Raw genomic sequence first — 14,267 nt, 5'->3', positions numbered from 1 at the left:
CCGATCTGCGGTCCGTTTTCAGTCGGACCCGATCCGTTCGATATGTGCCAGCACCCGGTCGCGCAGCCGAAGATCGGTGTGGCCCAGTACTTCCGCGGCCTCCGCGGTGGCCGTGGCGTAGGTCGTCGCCATGGCGCGGACGGCATCGACGATCGAATCCGCCTGATAGGCGGGGAAATACGCGGGCGTGCGGTCGCGCAACGGCGCGGCGACCCATTCGTCGACGTGATGTCCGGCGTGCCAGGTGTCGATCTGTCCGGAAGACGTTGCGGCGGTCTGCCATTCGAGCATGGTCAGCAGCAGTTCGCGCAGTTCGGCGACGCGCAGCTGGGCATGCCACAGGTCGCCACGCGCCGCATAGATCGGCACCTGCGTTGCCTCGAACCAGAATTCGCGCTGGTTGGTCTCGAATTCGGCGGCGGTCGGCGGCTCGGCCCGCGGCCTACCGCTCGCGGTGGGCAGTCCGGCGGCCAGCCCGTCCTTGTCCAGCAGCACCCGGTAGCCGCGCTCGTAGAGCTCGTCGAGTTCGTCGCGCAGTTCGGTGAGCCGGGCGGTATCGGCGAGCGTGAAATCCACCTTCCTGCCCTCCGCGAAGACGACGAGGTAGGTGGGCCAGTCCGGTTCGTCCTCCTCGTCGTTGGCGAGATGGATGCCGACCAGCACCGGCGCGATCCGCTCCGCCCATGCGTCGTCACCGACCAGCGCCTTGGCGCCGGGACCGATGAATTCGAGGTCCAGGTCGGAGAATTCGTCGATCCGGGTGCCGCGCGCCCGCGATCCCGTCTGGATCACGGCGCGGATTCCGGGATCGTCGGCGGCGAATTCGAGGATGCGCTTCAGCAACTGTTCCGGATCTTCCATACCGGCCATCCTGCCGGACGACCTCCCCAGGTCAGCCATAGGTGTGATCATTGATAACTCGCTTGACCTTGCCGAGCGCGTCGGGCAATGTCCGCGGATTCGTCGAGCCGAGCGCGAGCCGGATCGCATGCGGCACATGGGCTGAGGTGGCGAACGGTGCCGCGGTGGACACCGCGACGCGTTCGCGCAGCAGCGCCGCCGCCACTCGATCGGCCCGCACCTCCTCGGCCAATGGCAGCCAGAGGAAATACGAGGACGGATGGCCCACGAGCGGTAGCCCGGCGAGCACGTCACGGGCGATCGACTGCCTGATTTTCGCGTCCGCGCGCTTCTGTGCCTCCAGTCGGGTGACGGTGCCGTCGTCGAGCCATCGGCAGGCGATCGCCGTCAGCACCGCGGGGACGTTCCACACCGTCGCGCGGATCGCCCGCTCCAGCGCGGGCACCAAAGCCGTTGGAGCCGCGACGAATCCGAAGCGCAGTCCGGTCGCGACGCTCTTGGACAGACCGGAGACGTACACGGTCGTCTCCGGTGCGAGCGCCGCGAGCGGGCGCGGCGGCCGCTCGGCCAGGTAGGCGTAGGCGGCGTCCTCGATTACGAGCAGCCCGTATCGGCGCGCGATCTCGACCGAACGCGCACGGTGCGCCGTCGAGGTGACCCATCCCAACGGGTTGTGCAGCGTCGGCATGGTGTACACCGCGCGCACCCGCCTTGTCGCACAGAGCCGTTCGAGCTCGTCGAGGTCGGATGCGTTGCCTGCCACCGGAATCGGCGCGAGCTCCAGGTGCAGAGCGCGGGCGAGGATTTTGAAGCCCGGATAGGTCAGCGCATCGACCGCGACGACATCGCCGGGTTGTAGCGCGGCCATGGCCGTGACGGCCAATCCGTGTTGAGCGCCGCCGACGACGAGCACCCGACCTGCGTCCACCGCCAGGCCGCGTTGCCGCAAATGCCTTGCGACGGTGTCCCTTTCGTGTGGTCGTCCACCGTGCGGCTGATAGCGCAACAGGGCCTCCACGTCACCGGAGGCGGCGAGCTCACGCAGCGAATTGCGCAGCAGGTCGGCCTGGCCGGGCAGCGTCGGATAGTTGAAGCTCAGGTCGACCATATCCGCCGCCGCGACCTGCTGGTCGATGCCGTGGCCCGGCGGCAGCGCGAGCTCCCTGACGAAGGTGCCACGGCCGCGTTCCCCGCTGACCAGGCCCATGGCCTCCAGTTCGGCATATACCCGCGTCGCCGTCACCAGCGCCATGCCCTCCCGGGCCGCGAGCTGACGATGGGTGGGCAGGCGCGTGCCCGACGGCAATCGTCCCGCGCGGATATCGGCGGCCAGCGCGTCTACCACGCGTTTGTATCGGGAGGATGCCACACCCGATTGTATGCATGACAATTTCTTGAATGTATTGGATAGGCCGCCATACAGTGCCTGGGCAGCGAAAGGAGTTGCCGTGCATATCGCCATCCTCACCTTCGAGGGCTACAACGAACTGGATTCGCTCATCGCGCTCGGCATGCTGAACCGGGTCGGGCGGCCGGAGTGGCGGGTGTCGATCGCCTGCCCGTCGCCGCGCGTGCGGTCGATGAACGGTGTGGTGATCGAGTCGATGGCCACCATCGAGGAGGCCTGCGCCGCGGACGCGGTCATCGTCGGCAGCGGCGCGAAAACCCGCGAGATTGTCGCCGACCGGGAGCTCATGGCGCGGTTGCGGTTCGACCCGGCCCGGCAGCTGTTGGCCGGACAATGTTCGGGCACACTGGTTTTGGCGAAGCTGGGACTGCTCCACGGCGTGCCCGCGTGTACCGATCTGATCACCAAGCCGTGGGTGCGGGCCGCCGGCGTCGAGGTGCTGAACCAACCGATCTTCGCCAAGGGAAATGTGGCGACGGCGGGCGGCTGCCTCGCATCGCACTATCTCGCGGCGTGGATCATCGCCCGCCTGGCGGGTGTCGAAGCGGCCGAAAGCGCCGTGCACTATGTCGCTCCGGTGGGGGAGAAGGAGGAATACGTCACCCGTGCGATGCGAAACATCACCCTGACGGCGGTTCCGGGCGACAGCGCCGTGCCGATCGGTTAACTTGTAACCGTTGTCATTACCGTCAGGTGGGAGGGGCGGATATGTCGGGACCTGCCGGTGCGGTGGCGCCGCGGCAACGCCGATTCACCCCGACCTCGACACATCTGTTCGTACTCCTGGCGGTGCTCGGCATCATCTTCCGTGGACCGTTGGTCGACCGGATCGGTGCTGTTCCGCAATTACAAACCGCCACAACGATATTCGTTGGGGTGTTCGTCCAGGCGCTGCCGTTCCTGGTGCTCGGTGTCGCGATGAGCGGCGCGATCGCCGCGTTCGTCTCGCCCGCGCTGCTGCGCCGCGTCCTGCCGAGCAATGAAACCGCGGCAGTCGGGGTGGCCGGGTTGGCCGGGATGGCGCTGCCCGGTTGCGAATGCGGTGTGGTCCCGGTGTCGAAGCGGCTGATCGATCAGGGCGCGCCGAGCGGTGCGGCCTTCGCCTTCCTGCTGTCCGCGCCCGCGGTGAATCCCGTTGTCCTGGTGGCCACCGCGGTCGCGTTTCCGGGCCAGCCGGGCATGGTCGGCGCCAGATTCGCCGGATCGCTGGCGACCGCGCTCGCGATGGGCTGGCTGTGGTCGCGATTCGGGCGGCCGGGTTGGCTACGGCCACAAGGTAATCGAGCGGAGGAGCACTGCGTCACCGGCCGATCCCGCTGGGAGGTGTTCGCCGAGGCCGCGCGGCACGATCTGCTCCAGGCGGCCGCATTCCTCGTGCTCGGCGCGGCCGCCGCGGCGGCACTGCATGTGCTCGTTCCCGCTGGATGGTTCCGCCACCTCGCCGGCGCACCGCTGCTCTCGATCGTGGTGTTGGCGCTGCTCGCCGTGGTGCTCGCACTGTGTTCGGAGGCCGACGCGTTCGTCGCGTCCAGCATGTCCGCGCTGCCGCTGCTGCCGCGGCTGGTATTCCTCGTCGTCGGTCCCGCCGTCGACGTGAAGCTGTTCGCCATGCAGGCGGGGACCTTCGGGCGGCGCTTCGCCCTCCGGTTCGCGCCGCTGACGCTGGTGGTCGCCACCTGCTGCGGTGCGCTCGCCGGATATATCTTCCTGGGCGGTATGCGATGAATCGCGAAACACAGAATATGATCCTGCTGCTCATCGGCGCGGCGATGGTGAAGATCACCCTCGACGGCACCTATCTGCGCTACGTCAAACCGGGTCTGTATCCGTTCCTGCTGGCCAGCGGGATCGCGGTGATCGCGCTCGCCGTCGCGGCGATAGTGCGGGACATCCGCCGGGGCCGCGCGCGGCCGGAGCACGAGCACGACAGTGGCCGTTCGCGGTGGCTGCTGGTGGCTCCGGTCGCCGGGCTGCTGCTCATCGTGCCGCCCGCACTCGGTGCCGCATCGGTGAAATCCGGTACCGCACCGGCGAATTCGATCGGTGCGAACCCTGCGGCGCAGACCGTCCGCAAGATAAACATGGGCCCGATGCCGCCCGGCGACGCGCCGACCATGCGCATGTACGACCTGATCGACCGCGCCTCCTACGACAATTCCGGCGAGCTGGACCGCCGCGAGATCACCGTGGTCGGTTTCCTGGTGCGCACCGAGGAGGACGGCGAAATCCGTTTGGACGGTTCACATTCCGGCTGGGATCTGGCGCGCGTCGTGATCACCTGCTGCGTCGCCGACGCGCAGACTCTGCGCGTGCACCTCGACGGCGACCTCGGACCGGTTTCCGACGGCGGCTGGATCTCGGTGCGGGGCAAGGTGGTTCCCGATTCGGCCCGGCCGGAGAACTATATGACCCCGACGGTGACGATCAAGGAATTCCACACCGTCCCGGCGCCGAGCCAAACCTACGGCTGAGCATCTAGGAATCGCCAGGGCATTGCGCGCCGGGCATGGTCAGCTCGGTGAGATAGGCCGTCTCCGCCTCGCGCGCGCAGACGCTGTGGCCGAATCCGGAGTGACCCTCACCCGTCACGGTGAGCAACCGCCCGTTCGCCAGCATTCCGGCCAGCGCGACCGCGTCCGGATAGGGGGTGTCGGGGTCGCCGGTGGTGCCGACCACCATGATCGGCGCGGAACCCGCCGCCGACCACGGTCCGGCGTAGCGGCTCAGCCGCGGCTGCGACCAGCGCTGGCAGATATTGCCGTGTGAATGGTCGTATCCGGGCGGACCCCAGGCCATGACCGGACCCGTGCGCGGCGCCGACGCGACCTCGAAGGCGAGGCGGGCCTGCAGTTCCAGCGTCGAGGGCGGGTAGACGCGATCGGCGCATTCGACCGCGACATTGGCGGCGAAGAAGTCGGCCATCTGGCTGAACGAGTCGAGCCCCGCCGCCGTGGCGTCGTGCGCCGCCGCCTGCTGCAGCATCCGGCCGATGGCCGGCCAGGCCGCGCGAGCGCCGTTGAGCCGCAAGAGAATTTCGTATACCAGCGACGACCCGTTCAGGGTGACCGCACCGGATTCGTCACGCACCGGATTGTCGCTGAGATCCCCGACCAGAGCGTCGAAGGCCGCGGCGGGCCCGCCCTGCGCCGGATCGCCGAACTGGCAGTCCGCGCGATCCGCGGCACACCAGTCGAGGAATCTGTTGAGCGCGCCCTCCACCGCGACGTACTGGCCGTAGTCGTAGGCGTACGTATCGTTCGCGTATGTCTCCGGGTTGTACGCGCCGTCCAGCACGAACGACCGGATCCGTTGCGGGAACAGGTTCGCGTAGACCGAGCCGATCATGGTCCCGAAAGACACTCCGAGATAATTGATTTGGGGATCGCCGACGGCCGCCCTGAGCAGATCCATATCGCGGGCAACGTATTCCGTTCCGATGTAGGGCAGGATGTCGCCGCTGTTCGCCGCGCAGGCCGCCTCGAAGCGGGCCGCCGAATCCTGTCCGCGTTCGAAGGCACCCGGCCGCCATTGCGCGGGCACCATCGCCCATTCCTGCCGCATCTGCGCCGAGTCGAAGCAGTGCACCGCATGGCTCTGTTCGACGCCGCGCGGATCGAAGCCGACGATATCGAAGCGCGCGGCCAGATCCGGCATCCGTTTCACCACGGAGGTGACGAAGTCGGTCCCGGAACCGCCCGGCCCGCCGGGATTCACGAACAGCGAGCCGATCCGCCGCCCGGAATCCGTTGCGGTATGCCGCCTTACCGCCAGCGTGAGATTCCCGGCGCCCGGATTGCGGTAATCCAGCGGCACTTCCGCGCTCGCGCACTGGTATCCGGCATCCCCGCAGGCCTGCCAGGCCAGTTCCGGCACCGGGATCCCGGGTAGCCCGCCGGGCGGCAGATCCGAATCCGCAACGGCCAGTTGGCCACCGGCCGTCACCCCGAGCAGCACCGCGGCCAAGAGACAGACGCCCCGGCCCAACCGTGTCATGGTCCGCATGCGCACAACATATCCGAGCCGCGCCGGAAGATCAGCCCGGAATGTCGTGTGGGGATGGACAGTTGACGGTTAGTGCAGCGCGCTGCCCTGCAGCCACTGATCCCAGGACAGGGTCCAGTCGCCGTTCTGCCAGATGGCCAGCGGCGCACCACCGGTATTGCGCACCTCGACGACATCGCCGGGATTGGAGAAGTCGAAGAACCATTGCGCGTTCGTGGTGCTCAGGTTGAGGCAGCCGTGTGACTGGTCGCTGCTGCCCTGCGCCCAGATGGTCGAGTCGAGCGCGTGCAGGTAGATGCCGTCGGTGCTGATGCGGGTGGCCCAGCCGATGGCCTCCTTGTAGCCGAGGCGCGAATTGATCGGCAGGCCATAGGTGGAGGAATCCATGATCACCGGATTCGCCTTGTCCATCACCGTGTAGACGCCGGGCATGGTCCAGAAGCTGATGGTCTTGCCCGCGATGGTCTCGGTGCCGCCGCGACCCATCGATGTCGGCATGGTGCGGATCAGCTTGCCGTTCTCGTATACCTCCACCTGGTGGGTGTTGTCGTCGGCGATCGAGACATGCGATGCGCCGATGGTGAACGAGACGTGACTGTCCTCCTGGCCGTAGAGGCCGGGCCCGAGCTGGGCGCCGTAGATATTGGCGTCGACGGTCACCTTGGTGCCGGGGGCGTAATAATCCTTCGGCCGCCAGTGCACGTGCCGGTTGTCCACCCAGTACCAGGAGCCCTGTACCGGCGGAACGGTGGTGACCTGGAGCCGCTTCTCCGCGGCCGCGCGGTCCGGGATGTCCTCGTCGAACTGGGCGACGACCACGGTGCCGACGCCGTAGGTGCCGCCGTCGGAGATGAGCGCGGTGCTGGTGAGCGTCAGATACGCCTTGGTCTGATTGCTCGGCTTCAGGGTGCCGAAGCTCGCCGTCATCGGGCCGAGTTTGCCGGTGAGCGTGACGCCCTCGGCGTTGACCGTGTAGGTGTGCCCGTAACCGAGCGGGCCGGTGGGTTTCCACGCCGTCTTGTCGGGGGTGAAGATGCCGTCGACGGGTTTGCCGTCCTCGTTAGTCATGCTGACGTTCGTCAGGATGCCTTCACTCGCGCTGACCTTGATCGGCGTCAACGGGTCGACGTCGGAGCCGCTACCCGGATCGATCGTGATCTTGGCCGGGGGCGGTGCCGGGCTGTTCGCCGAATGATCCGGCGAACTCGAGCACGCGGCGAGCACCAGTGCCACGAACAGGACGAATCCCGTTGCGGCAGTGGATGGGTAGCGGCGAGACATTCACGCGCCTCTCATAATCAGTCGTGCCCCCGGGCGACTTCCAGCGACCTACTTTCTGCGGGGTGCAGTCTACTGGACCGCGGGCGGCGTCCGGTTTGGCGGGATCAACCCGTGACCCGGTCAGCCCATCAACTGCGCGGTGATGGTGTTGACGAAATCGGGCAGGTCGTCCGGTCTGCGTGAGGTGATCAGCGTCCAGCCGTTGTGGTCGGAGCGCACCACCGATTCGTCCACCCAGGTGCCGCCCGCATTGGTGATGTCGGTGCGCAGCGACGGATAGGACGTCAGCATCTTGCCCGGCACCACCCCGGCGTCGACCAACAGCCACGGGCCGTGACAGATCGCGGCGATCGGCTTGCCCGCGGTGCGCAGTTGTCGCACCAGGTTGCGGGCGCGGTCGTCCATCCGCAGTTTGTCGGCGTTGACCGTGCCGCCCGGCACCACCAGCACGTCGATCTCGGACGGATCGACGGCGTCGAGCGCGGTATCGGGTTGCACCTGCTCGTCGGGTTCGAGGTCGTGCCGATAGGTCTGTACGGTCTCGCCTTTCATCGCCGCATGCGTCACCCGGGCGCCGCGCTCGCGCAGCCGGTCCCGGGGTACCACCAGCTCGTCGTGCTCCACCCCGGCGTTGGAGGTGATGATCACGACGCGTGCGCCATCGAGAGATTCGGGCATGATTCCTCCTGTTCCTCGGCTACCTCTGCGCACTACCCTGGGCGGGCCCCGCGAAACGGCAGGTCGAAAAACCGCTGGTACCAGCGCCGACAGTGCTCTACCGTTGCCGAAATGGTGCAAGTCCAACAGCCGACGGATCGCAGGGCACTCGCCGCGGCAGCTATCACCGTGCTGTTGTGGGCGTCCGCATTCGTGGTGATTCGCGTTGCGGGACAAAGCTTTTCGCCGGGCGCGCTGGCTCTCGGGCGGATGATCGCCGGGTCGCTGACGCTCGGCGCGATCATGCTCGCGACCGGGGAGCGGCTGCCCGATCGGGCGGCGTGGCGGGGGATCCTCGTATCCGGCGTGCTGTGGTTCGGCCTCTACATGGTGGCGCTGAACTGGGGTGAGCAGTTGGTGGACGCGGGCACCGCGGCGATGGTGATCAACATCGGCCCGGTGCTCATCGCTCTGTTGAGCGGAATCTTTCTGGCGGAAGGCTTTCCGCCGCGACTGTTCGCGGGGATGGCGGTCTCCTTCGGCGGAGCGATCGTCGTCGGCGTATCCCGTTCCGGCGGTGGTGGTTCCGCGGTGCTCGGCGTAGTGCTGTGCCTGATCGCCGCCGCCGCATGGGCGATTTCGGTGGTCGTGCAGAAGCCCGCGTTGAAATACGCATCGCCGCTGCAGGTCACGACATTCGGCTGCGTGGTCGGGATGATCGCGTGTCTGCCCTTCGCCGGACAGCTCGGCGCCGAACTGATCAGCGCTCCGCTGTCGGCCACGCTGAGCGTCATCTATATCGGCGTATTCCCAACGGCTTTGGCATTCACCGCGTGGGCGTACGCGCTGTCCCGCACCGAGGCCGGCCGGATGGGCGTCACCACCTATGTGGTGCCGACCCTCGTCGTGCTGATGTCGTGGCTCGCACTCGGCGAGGTACCCGCCCCGCTGACCATCCTCGGCGGCGTGCTGTGCCTGGCCGGTGTCGCGGTGAGCCGCTCCAAGCCGCGCACCAGATCATGACTGTGCCGCAACAACTTTCGATCAGGATTCGAGCTCGGTGAGGAAGTCGGCGACGGCTCGGGCGAATCCGGCCGGTTCGTCGTCGTGGATCCAATGCCCGGCATCGGCGAATTCCACCAGGCGACTGGCCGGGCGCCTGGCGACCATCTCCGCGGCCAGCGATGCGGGCAGCATCGTGCTGTGCCGACCGCGCAGAACCAGTGCGGGACAGCTCGAGCCGAGCCAGTCCGCCCACCAGTCGCCGAGCCCGCCATTCTGGACGGCCATCATGTCGTCCCAGTCGAACAGCAGCCGCCAGCGACCGTCGGCGGTCGGCACCGCACTTTGTGTGAAGTAATCCGGATCAGGTACGCCGAGCGCCCGAATCGCCTCGGCCAGTTCATCTTTCGTATCCGCAGTGGCGGGCCACCCGTGCACGTCGAGCACCGGGCGCTCGATGTCGGGCGTCCGCATCACCGGCCCGACATCCTCGATGATCAGCGCCGACACCAGCTCCGGATGCCGAGCCGCCAACTGGTACGCGGTGATTCCGCCGCGCGAATGACCCAGAACCACAACATCTTCGAGCTCGAGTCGGCGAATCAGCGCGGCGGCGTCGGCGACGAAATCGGCACCCGTATAGGTTTCGGCCCGGTCGCTGTATCCGTGTCCGCGCTGATCGGGCGCGATCACCCGGGCGTGCCCGGCCAGGTCGGCGGCGAGGCGCGCGAAAATCGCACCCCTGCCGAAGCTTCCATGCAATGCCAGCAGGGTCCGCCCCGCGCCGCCGAAGTCCGTATACGCCAGCTCGATCACTCCACCCATCCTCGCCGATCGGGTCAAGTGAATTTCGGGCCGCCTCAGGCGGGGCGAGCCTGCCGCACGGCGGCAGCGGCGATGTCATGGCCGTCGTCGGTCAAACCCGCGATCACGCCGTCGATGTCGGCGGCCGGACGGTTCTGGCTGAGCTTGTATTTGGCCTCGACGCGCGTGATCGCCACCTCGATGCCGACGATGGCGCGCAGTAGACCGGTGATGTATTTCGGTGGCGCGTCGTCGACGGACCACGCGTTCGGGCGTCCGGTCTCGTGCCGGTCGCTTAGGTCGCGGACGTGTCGTTCCAGCCAAGCCGGATCGTCGTGCACGGTGAGCCGCCCGTAGACGTGTGCGGTGACGAAGTTCCAGGTCGGCACGGCCCGCCCGTGTTCGGCCTTACTCGGATGCCAGGACGGGGAGATATACGCGTCGGGCCCGCGCACGATCACCAGCGCCTCGCCGAGTGCCGGTCGACTCCACTGATCGTTGTTGCGGGCGAGATGTCCACGCAATGTCCCGGCGTCCGCGTCGTAGACGAACGGCAGCATGGTCGCGACGAGTCCGTCCGCCGTCGCGGTGATCAGATCGGCGGCGGCGTGCCTGCTCAGCAGTTCGTGTACGGCCTGTTCGTCGGGTGTGAATTGCGCTGGGACATACATATGCCCAGTTCTATCGGATGGAATCGGCGTCCGGCAGAGCCGCTTCGAGCTCAGTGGACCGCTGCGTGCTCCAGAATCGTGGTGACCGTTTATATTCCGGCTTCGCGGACCGGCGGCTATTTTGACGGCTCATGTGTCAAGACCATGAACGCCGCTTATCGCGCCGATCGCTGGTGGGTGCGGCTGCCGCGGTGGCCGGGCTCGCCGCGGTGCCCGGATCGGCCGCCGCTGCGCCGAAATCCGGTCCCGCTCCGGCCAATTCGCTGATCACCCTGGGGACCGCGGCGGGGCCGCCGGTCGGCGATCGGGCCGGATTCGGCACGGCGCTGAAGATCGGTGACGGCGCCGATGCCCAGGTGTACGTGGTCGATTGTGGACGCGGGACGGTGCCGATGTATCGGCGGGCGGGGCTCGATATCCATCGGTTGCGGGCGATGTTCGTCACACATCTGCATGTCGACCACATCGTCGACTATCCGAGCTTCCTGCTCGGGTACTGGTGGGATGGGAAGGCCGACCGGCCGTTGCGGGTGTACGGGCCGGGTTCGGCGGGCGGTCTGGCGCCGGGCCCGGAACCGATTGTCGGCGGCGTGGGCAATGTCGATCTCGGTGGCGAACCCGGGCTGGCCGCGCTCACCGATCACATCATCGCGGGCTACGCCTACGGGGTGAACGTGCACATCCGCTCGCTGCATCAGGGCGATATCCGGCAGCTGATCCAGGCCAGCGAGATCGCGATCCCGCCGGGCTCGGATTTCGGCAATACCGCGCCGCGGATTTCGCCGTTCCCGGTGTACGCCGACGAAACGGTGACCGTCACCGCGACGCTGGTGCCGCATCACAACGTGTACCCGTCGTTCGCCTTCCGGTTCGAGCTGGCGGGCGGTGGTTCGGTGACCTTCTCCGGCGACACCGTGAAATCCGACAACCTGATCGAATTGGCTTCCGGCACCGACATTCTCGTGCACGAGGCGATTTTCGAACACGAGGACGACTACAGCCGCGCCTCGCATACCAGCGCCGAGGACGTCGGCGCGGTCGCCGCCGCGGCCGGCGCGAAACACCTTGTGCTCAGCCACTATTACGGTGCGCCGCCGGACGATCCGCGTTGGGCCGACCGCATCGGCCGGAACTATTCGGGGCGGCTGAGCGTGGCCCGCGACGGGGACATTTTCCCTTTGCCGATCTGAGTTCATGCGCTCCGGCGGCGCGAGATCGCAACGCCGACAAGGCAAACCGCACCGCCGATGAGTGCGAGCAGCGTCGGGATCTCGCCGAGCACCAACCAGGACAGCAGCACCGATACCGCGGGCACGCCGTAGCTGGCGGTGGTGAGGCGCCCGGCGTCGGTGCGGCGCAGCGCGTACGACCAGGCGGTGAATCCCAGTGCGGTAGGGAACAATCCGAGGTAGACGCCGTCGGCGACGGTGCGTGCCGGAGCCGTCGACAGCTCGGTGATCAGCCGGGGTGTCCACGGCAGCAGGACGAGCGTGGCGATGAGGCAGCCGAGCCAGATCGCGGTGAGCGCGTCGACGTGGCGCAGCGCGGCCTTCTGGATCAGCACACCGGCCGCGTACAGGACGGCGGCGAGCAGACACAGGGCGACACCGAGGCCGTCATGGTGCCCGACGGTGCCGAGCGCGATGGCCGTGACACCGGACAGCGAGACCAGAACTCCGAAAAGGAGTGCGCGCGATAGCTTTTCGCGCAACAAGAAGGCGGCTCCGATGGCGACCAACAGCGGAGCGAGGTTGACGAGCAGCGCCGCCGTGCCCGCGTCGACATGCCGTTCGGCGGCGTTCAGCGCGACGGTGTACGCGGCCAGCCACAGCACGGCGTACCCGGCGATCAACAGCCACGGCGCGCGGGCGCGCGGCACTCGGCGTAACCCGCGATCGCGGAGGCCCACCAGGACCGTCAGCGCCAGCGCCGCCACGGCGAGGCGAAGCAGTGCCATCGGGGCCGCGGACAGCGCCGCTCCCGCGTCGCGGATCACGACGAATGACGAGGCCCATACCGTGACCGCGACGATAACCGCCGCGGCGGCGGGGATGTCGATACCGGTGGCCGTCGCTCGAGCCGCTATCGCGGTCCGGGATTCGTTGATCACGCTGACCATCGTGATCGCCGGAAAAGGACAGGACAAGCGAACGATCGAGCACAACCGTTAAGCACGGCTGTACAATTTTCGGATGGTCGACATCACCCGGCTGCGCCTGCTGCGAACGGTCGTCGCGACCGGATCGATCCGGGCCAGCGCCGCCGCCCTCGGCTACACCCCGTCGGCGGCGAGCCAGCAGCTGGCGGCGCTACAGCGCGAGACCGGATTGCAGCTGGTCGAGCGGGTCGGCCGGGGTATCGAACCCACCGCAGCGGGCCGCGCCCTCGCCGCCGCGTCCGAGTCGATGTTCGAGGAAATCGCCCGCCTGGACGGCGTTGTCGACGATCTGCGCGCGGGCCGGGTCGGCAGCCTGTCCATCGGCTACATCTCCTCGGTCGGCGCGCTGTGGCTGCCGCCCATCGTCAACGCGCTGCGCGTCGAATTCCCGGATCTGCGACTGGAATTGCGGACCATCGAGGTCGGCGACGGACGCCACGACATCGAGATATACGCCGAGGAACCCGCCGCACCGCACGCCGCCTTCGTGCGCAGGCTCACCGCCGATCCGTACGTCGTCGCGGTCCGCGCCGAGGATCCGATCGCGCGACACACCGAGATCCCGCTGGCCGCCCTGGGCGACCGGGCCTGGATCGATAACGAACCCTGCGATGGCACGTGCAGGCAGGTCACCTTGGACGCCTGCGCGCGGGCGGGTATCGTCCCGCGATTCCAGGTTCAGGCGCCCGACTATCAGACCGCCCTGTCGTTCGTCGCGACGGGAATCGGCATCACGGTACTTCCCCGGCTCGCCGCCACGGAGCTACCCGCCGATCTGGTCGCGGTCGCGCTGACCGACCCGACACCGGTCCGGCATATCGCCATCGCCATTCGAAAACCCATGGCGCACAACCCGGCCGCCCGCCGCATCGCCGAACTGGCCGCCGCCGTCGCGCGCGACGCGAACGTTCACCCCGCGGTGGACGCCTGAGCCGACTCCGGTTGGGACGGGCTGAAATTCGCGCCGAACCCGTAGAGGATGGGCAGCACGACCGCGGCGATCGGGCTGTAGAAGCCGAGCTCCTGTGGCAGGCTGCCGAGGGAGTACGCCCAGATGGCGTACGCGCCGACACCGAAACCTATTGGCAGCCAGCGATTTCGGTAGCGGGCGGCGGAATACTGCTTCATCAGCAGCGGGACGGTTCCGATGCCGAACAGCGCGAAAATCACCAGCAGCCATACGGTTCGCGAGGTGGTGTGCGCGTCGGTCATGCCGGTGACCGCGGCGGAGGCGGCCAGATACGGGCCGCTCGTTTCGATCGGAAAGTATTTGGCCAGTCGTTCCTGGTAGGAGTCACCGCTATCGGGCTGCACGGTTCCATCGGTGCGGACCACGGGTGCCACGGCGCGAGGCATCAGGCCACCTCCCTCTGCTCGATGCCAGTGTGGCACGGGCGGCGAGGGTTGGCTCGATGAATGCGCA

15 protein-coding genes are annotated in these 14,267 nt (G+C 67.7%); 6 read left to right on the top strand and 9 right to left on the bottom strand.

Annotated elements, in window-relative coordinates; translation table 11 throughout:
• Positions 1 to 18 precede the first annotated feature (18 nt).
• Both LGY53_RS00330 and LGY53_RS00325 read right to left on the bottom strand, forming a co-directional pair.
• On the bottom strand, positions 19 to 900 hold the full coding sequence (locus LGY53_RS00330) for an aminoglycoside 6-adenylyltransferase (protein WP_225724612.1): 882 nt from the start codon (positions 898 to 900) through the stop codon (positions 19 to 21).
• Positions 893 to 2,230 carry a PLP-dependent aminotransferase family protein gene (locus tag LGY53_RS00325; RefSeq protein ID WP_225724611.1) on the bottom strand — a complete coding sequence of 446 codons (1,338 nt, stop codon included), beginning with the start codon at positions 2,228 to 2,230 and terminating at the stop codon, positions 893 to 895. Before LGY53_RS00325 ends, LGY53_RS00330 begins: the two co-directional genes overlap by 8 nt.
• Positions 2,231 to 2,309: 79 nt before the next feature.
• Between LGY53_RS00325 and LGY53_RS00320 the strand changes: the two genes are divergently transcribed.
• The 3 genes from LGY53_RS00320 to LGY53_RS00310 are packed head-to-tail and all read left to right on the top strand — an operon-like array spanning position 2,310 to position 4,740.
• Positions 2,310 to 2,936 carry a DJ-1/PfpI family protein gene (locus LGY53_RS00320; RefSeq protein WP_225724610.1) on the top strand — a complete coding sequence of 209 codons (627 nt, stop codon included), beginning with the start codon at positions 2,310 to 2,312 and terminating at the stop codon, positions 2,934 to 2,936.
• Positions 2,937 to 2,977: 41 nt separating this feature from the next.
• Positions 2,978 to 3,994 carry a permease gene (locus LGY53_RS00315; protein WP_225724609.1) on the top strand — a complete coding sequence of 339 codons (1,017 nt, stop codon included), beginning with the start codon at positions 2,978 to 2,980 and terminating at the stop codon, positions 3,992 to 3,994.
• Complete coding sequence (locus tag LGY53_RS00310) at positions 3,991 to 4,740, top strand: TIGR03943 family protein (protein ID WP_225724608.1); 750 nt, start codon at positions 3,991 to 3,993, stop codon at positions 4,738 to 4,740. Before LGY53_RS00315 ends, LGY53_RS00310 begins: the two co-directional genes overlap by 4 nt.
• Before the next feature lie 4 nt (positions 4,741 to 4,744).
• On the opposite strand, the gene LGY53_RS00305 is transcribed toward LGY53_RS00310, so the two are convergent.
• The 3 genes from LGY53_RS00305 to LGY53_RS00295 all read right to left on the bottom strand — a co-directional run bounded on the left by LGY53_RS00305 (position 4,745) and on the right by LGY53_RS00295 (position 8,230).
• The gene (locus LGY53_RS00305; protein WP_225724607.1) at positions 4,745 to 6,271 is read right to left on the bottom strand and encodes an alpha/beta fold hydrolase; all 1,527 of its coding nucleotides are present in this window, start codon (positions 6,269 to 6,271) and stop codon (positions 4,745 to 4,747) included.
• 69 nt (positions 6,272 to 6,340) lie between these two features.
• Positions 6,341 to 7,552, bottom strand: a complete 1,212-nt coding sequence (locus LGY53_RS00300) for an Ig-like domain-containing protein (RefSeq protein ID WP_225724606.1) — start codon at positions 7,550 to 7,552, stop codon at positions 6,341 to 6,343.
• 120 nt (positions 7,553 to 7,672) lie between these two features.
• Complete coding sequence (locus LGY53_RS00295; RefSeq protein ID WP_225724605.1) at positions 7,673 to 8,230, bottom strand: type 1 glutamine amidotransferase domain-containing protein; 558 nt, start codon at positions 8,228 to 8,230, stop codon at positions 7,673 to 7,675.
• A 111-nt stretch (positions 8,231 to 8,341) separates the two neighbouring features.
• Here LGY53_RS00295 and LGY53_RS00290 point away from each other — a divergent pair, with 111 nt between their 5' ends.
• Entirely contained in the window at positions 8,342 to 9,232 is an 891-nt protein-coding gene (locus LGY53_RS00290) for a DMT family transporter (RefSeq protein WP_225724604.1), read from the top strand.
• A 21-nt stretch (positions 9,233 to 9,253) separates the two neighbouring features.
• Here the strand turns inward: LGY53_RS00290 and LGY53_RS00285 are convergent, their stop codons facing one another.
• Together LGY53_RS00285 and LGY53_RS00280 are read right to left on the bottom strand one after the other, a co-directional pair.
• Positions 9,254 to 10,027, bottom strand: coding sequence for an alpha/beta fold hydrolase (locus tag LGY53_RS00285; RefSeq protein ID WP_225724603.1), 774 nt, complete (start codon positions 10,025 to 10,027; stop codon positions 9,254 to 9,256).
• Positions 10,028 to 10,071: 44 nt separating this feature from the next.
• The gene (locus LGY53_RS00280; RefSeq protein ID WP_225724602.1) at positions 10,072 to 10,686 is read right to left on the bottom strand and encodes an FMN-binding negative transcriptional regulator; all 615 of its coding nucleotides are present in this window, start codon (positions 10,684 to 10,686) and stop codon (positions 10,072 to 10,074) included.
• 131 nt (positions 10,687 to 10,817) lie between these two features.
• Here LGY53_RS00280 and LGY53_RS00275 point away from each other — a divergent pair, with 131 nt between their 5' ends.
• A complete protein-coding gene (locus tag LGY53_RS00275) occupies positions 10,818 to 11,876 on the top strand; it encodes an MBL fold metallo-hydrolase (RefSeq protein ID WP_225724601.1) in 1,059 nt (352 codons plus the stop codon).
• Positions 11,877 to 11,878: 2 nt separating this feature from the next.
• Here LGY53_RS00275 and LGY53_RS00270 read toward each other — a convergent pair whose 3' ends face one another.
• Positions 11,879 to 12,796, bottom strand: coding sequence for a DMT family transporter (locus LGY53_RS00270; RefSeq protein WP_225724600.1), 918 nt, complete (start codon positions 12,794 to 12,796; stop codon positions 11,879 to 11,881).
• 82 nt (positions 12,797 to 12,878) lie between these two features.
• Between LGY53_RS00270 and LGY53_RS00265 the strand changes: the two genes are divergently transcribed.
• Positions 12,879 to 13,775, top strand: coding sequence for a LysR family transcriptional regulator (locus LGY53_RS00265; RefSeq protein ID WP_225724599.1), 897 nt, complete (start codon positions 12,879 to 12,881; stop codon positions 13,773 to 13,775).
• Here the strand turns inward: LGY53_RS00265 and LGY53_RS00260 are convergent.
• Complete coding sequence (locus tag LGY53_RS00260) at positions 13,754 to 14,200, bottom strand: hypothetical protein (RefSeq protein WP_225724598.1); 447 nt, start codon at positions 14,198 to 14,200, stop codon at positions 13,754 to 13,756. The genes LGY53_RS00265 and LGY53_RS00260 overlap by 22 nt on opposite strands.
• Positions 14,201 to 14,267 lie beyond the last annotated feature (67 nt).

This window comes from Nocardia sp. JCM 34519.1 (assembly GCF_020361265.1).
In the GTDB taxonomy this organism is placed as follows: domain Bacteria; phylum Actinomycetota; class Actinomycetes; order Mycobacteriales; family Mycobacteriaceae; genus Nocardia; species Nocardia arthritidis_A.
This window is presented reverse-complemented; position numbering and strand designations above follow the sequence as displayed.

Bases quoted from the DNA above. Each gene is read 5' to 3' on its own strand.
- LGY53_RS00330 (WP_225724612.1), bottom strand. From the start codon at position 900: ATGGCTGACCTGGGGAGGTCGTCCGGCAGGATGGCCGGTATGGAAGAT.
- LGY53_RS00315 (WP_225724609.1), top strand. From the start codon at position 2,978: ATGTCGGGACCTGCCGGTGCGGTGGCGCCGCGGCAACGCCGATTCACC.
- LGY53_RS00310 (WP_225724608.1), top strand. From the start codon at position 3,991: ATGAATCGCGAAACACAGAATATGATCCTGCTGCTCATCGGCGCGGCG.
- LGY53_RS00305 (WP_225724607.1), bottom strand. From the start codon at position 6,271: ATGCGGACCATGACACGGTTGGGCCGGGGCGTCTGTCTCTTGGCCGCG.
- LGY53_RS00300 (WP_225724606.1), bottom strand. From the start codon at position 7,552: ATGTCTCGCCGCTACCCATCCACTGCCGCAACGGGATTCGTCCTGTTC.
- LGY53_RS00295 (WP_225724605.1), bottom strand. From the start codon at position 8,230: ATGCCCGAATCTCTCGATGGCGCACGCGTCGTGATCATCACCTCCAAC.
- LGY53_RS00290 (WP_225724604.1), top strand. From the start codon at position 8,342: ATGGTGCAAGTCCAACAGCCGACGGATCGCAGGGCACTCGCCGCGGCA.
- LGY53_RS00280 (WP_225724602.1), bottom strand. From the start codon at position 10,686: ATGTATGTCCCAGCGCAATTCACACCCGACGAACAGGCCGTACACGAA.
- LGY53_RS00275 (WP_225724601.1), top strand. From the start codon at position 10,818: ATGTGTCAAGACCATGAACGCCGCTTATCGCGCCGATCGCTGGTGGGT.
- LGY53_RS00265 (WP_225724599.1), top strand. From the start codon at position 12,879: ATGGTCGACATCACCCGGCTGCGCCTGCTGCGAACGGTCGTCGCGACC.
- LGY53_RS00260 (WP_225724598.1), bottom strand. From the start codon at position 14,200: ATGCCTCGCGCCGTGGCACCCGTGGTCCGCACCGATGGAACCGTGCAG.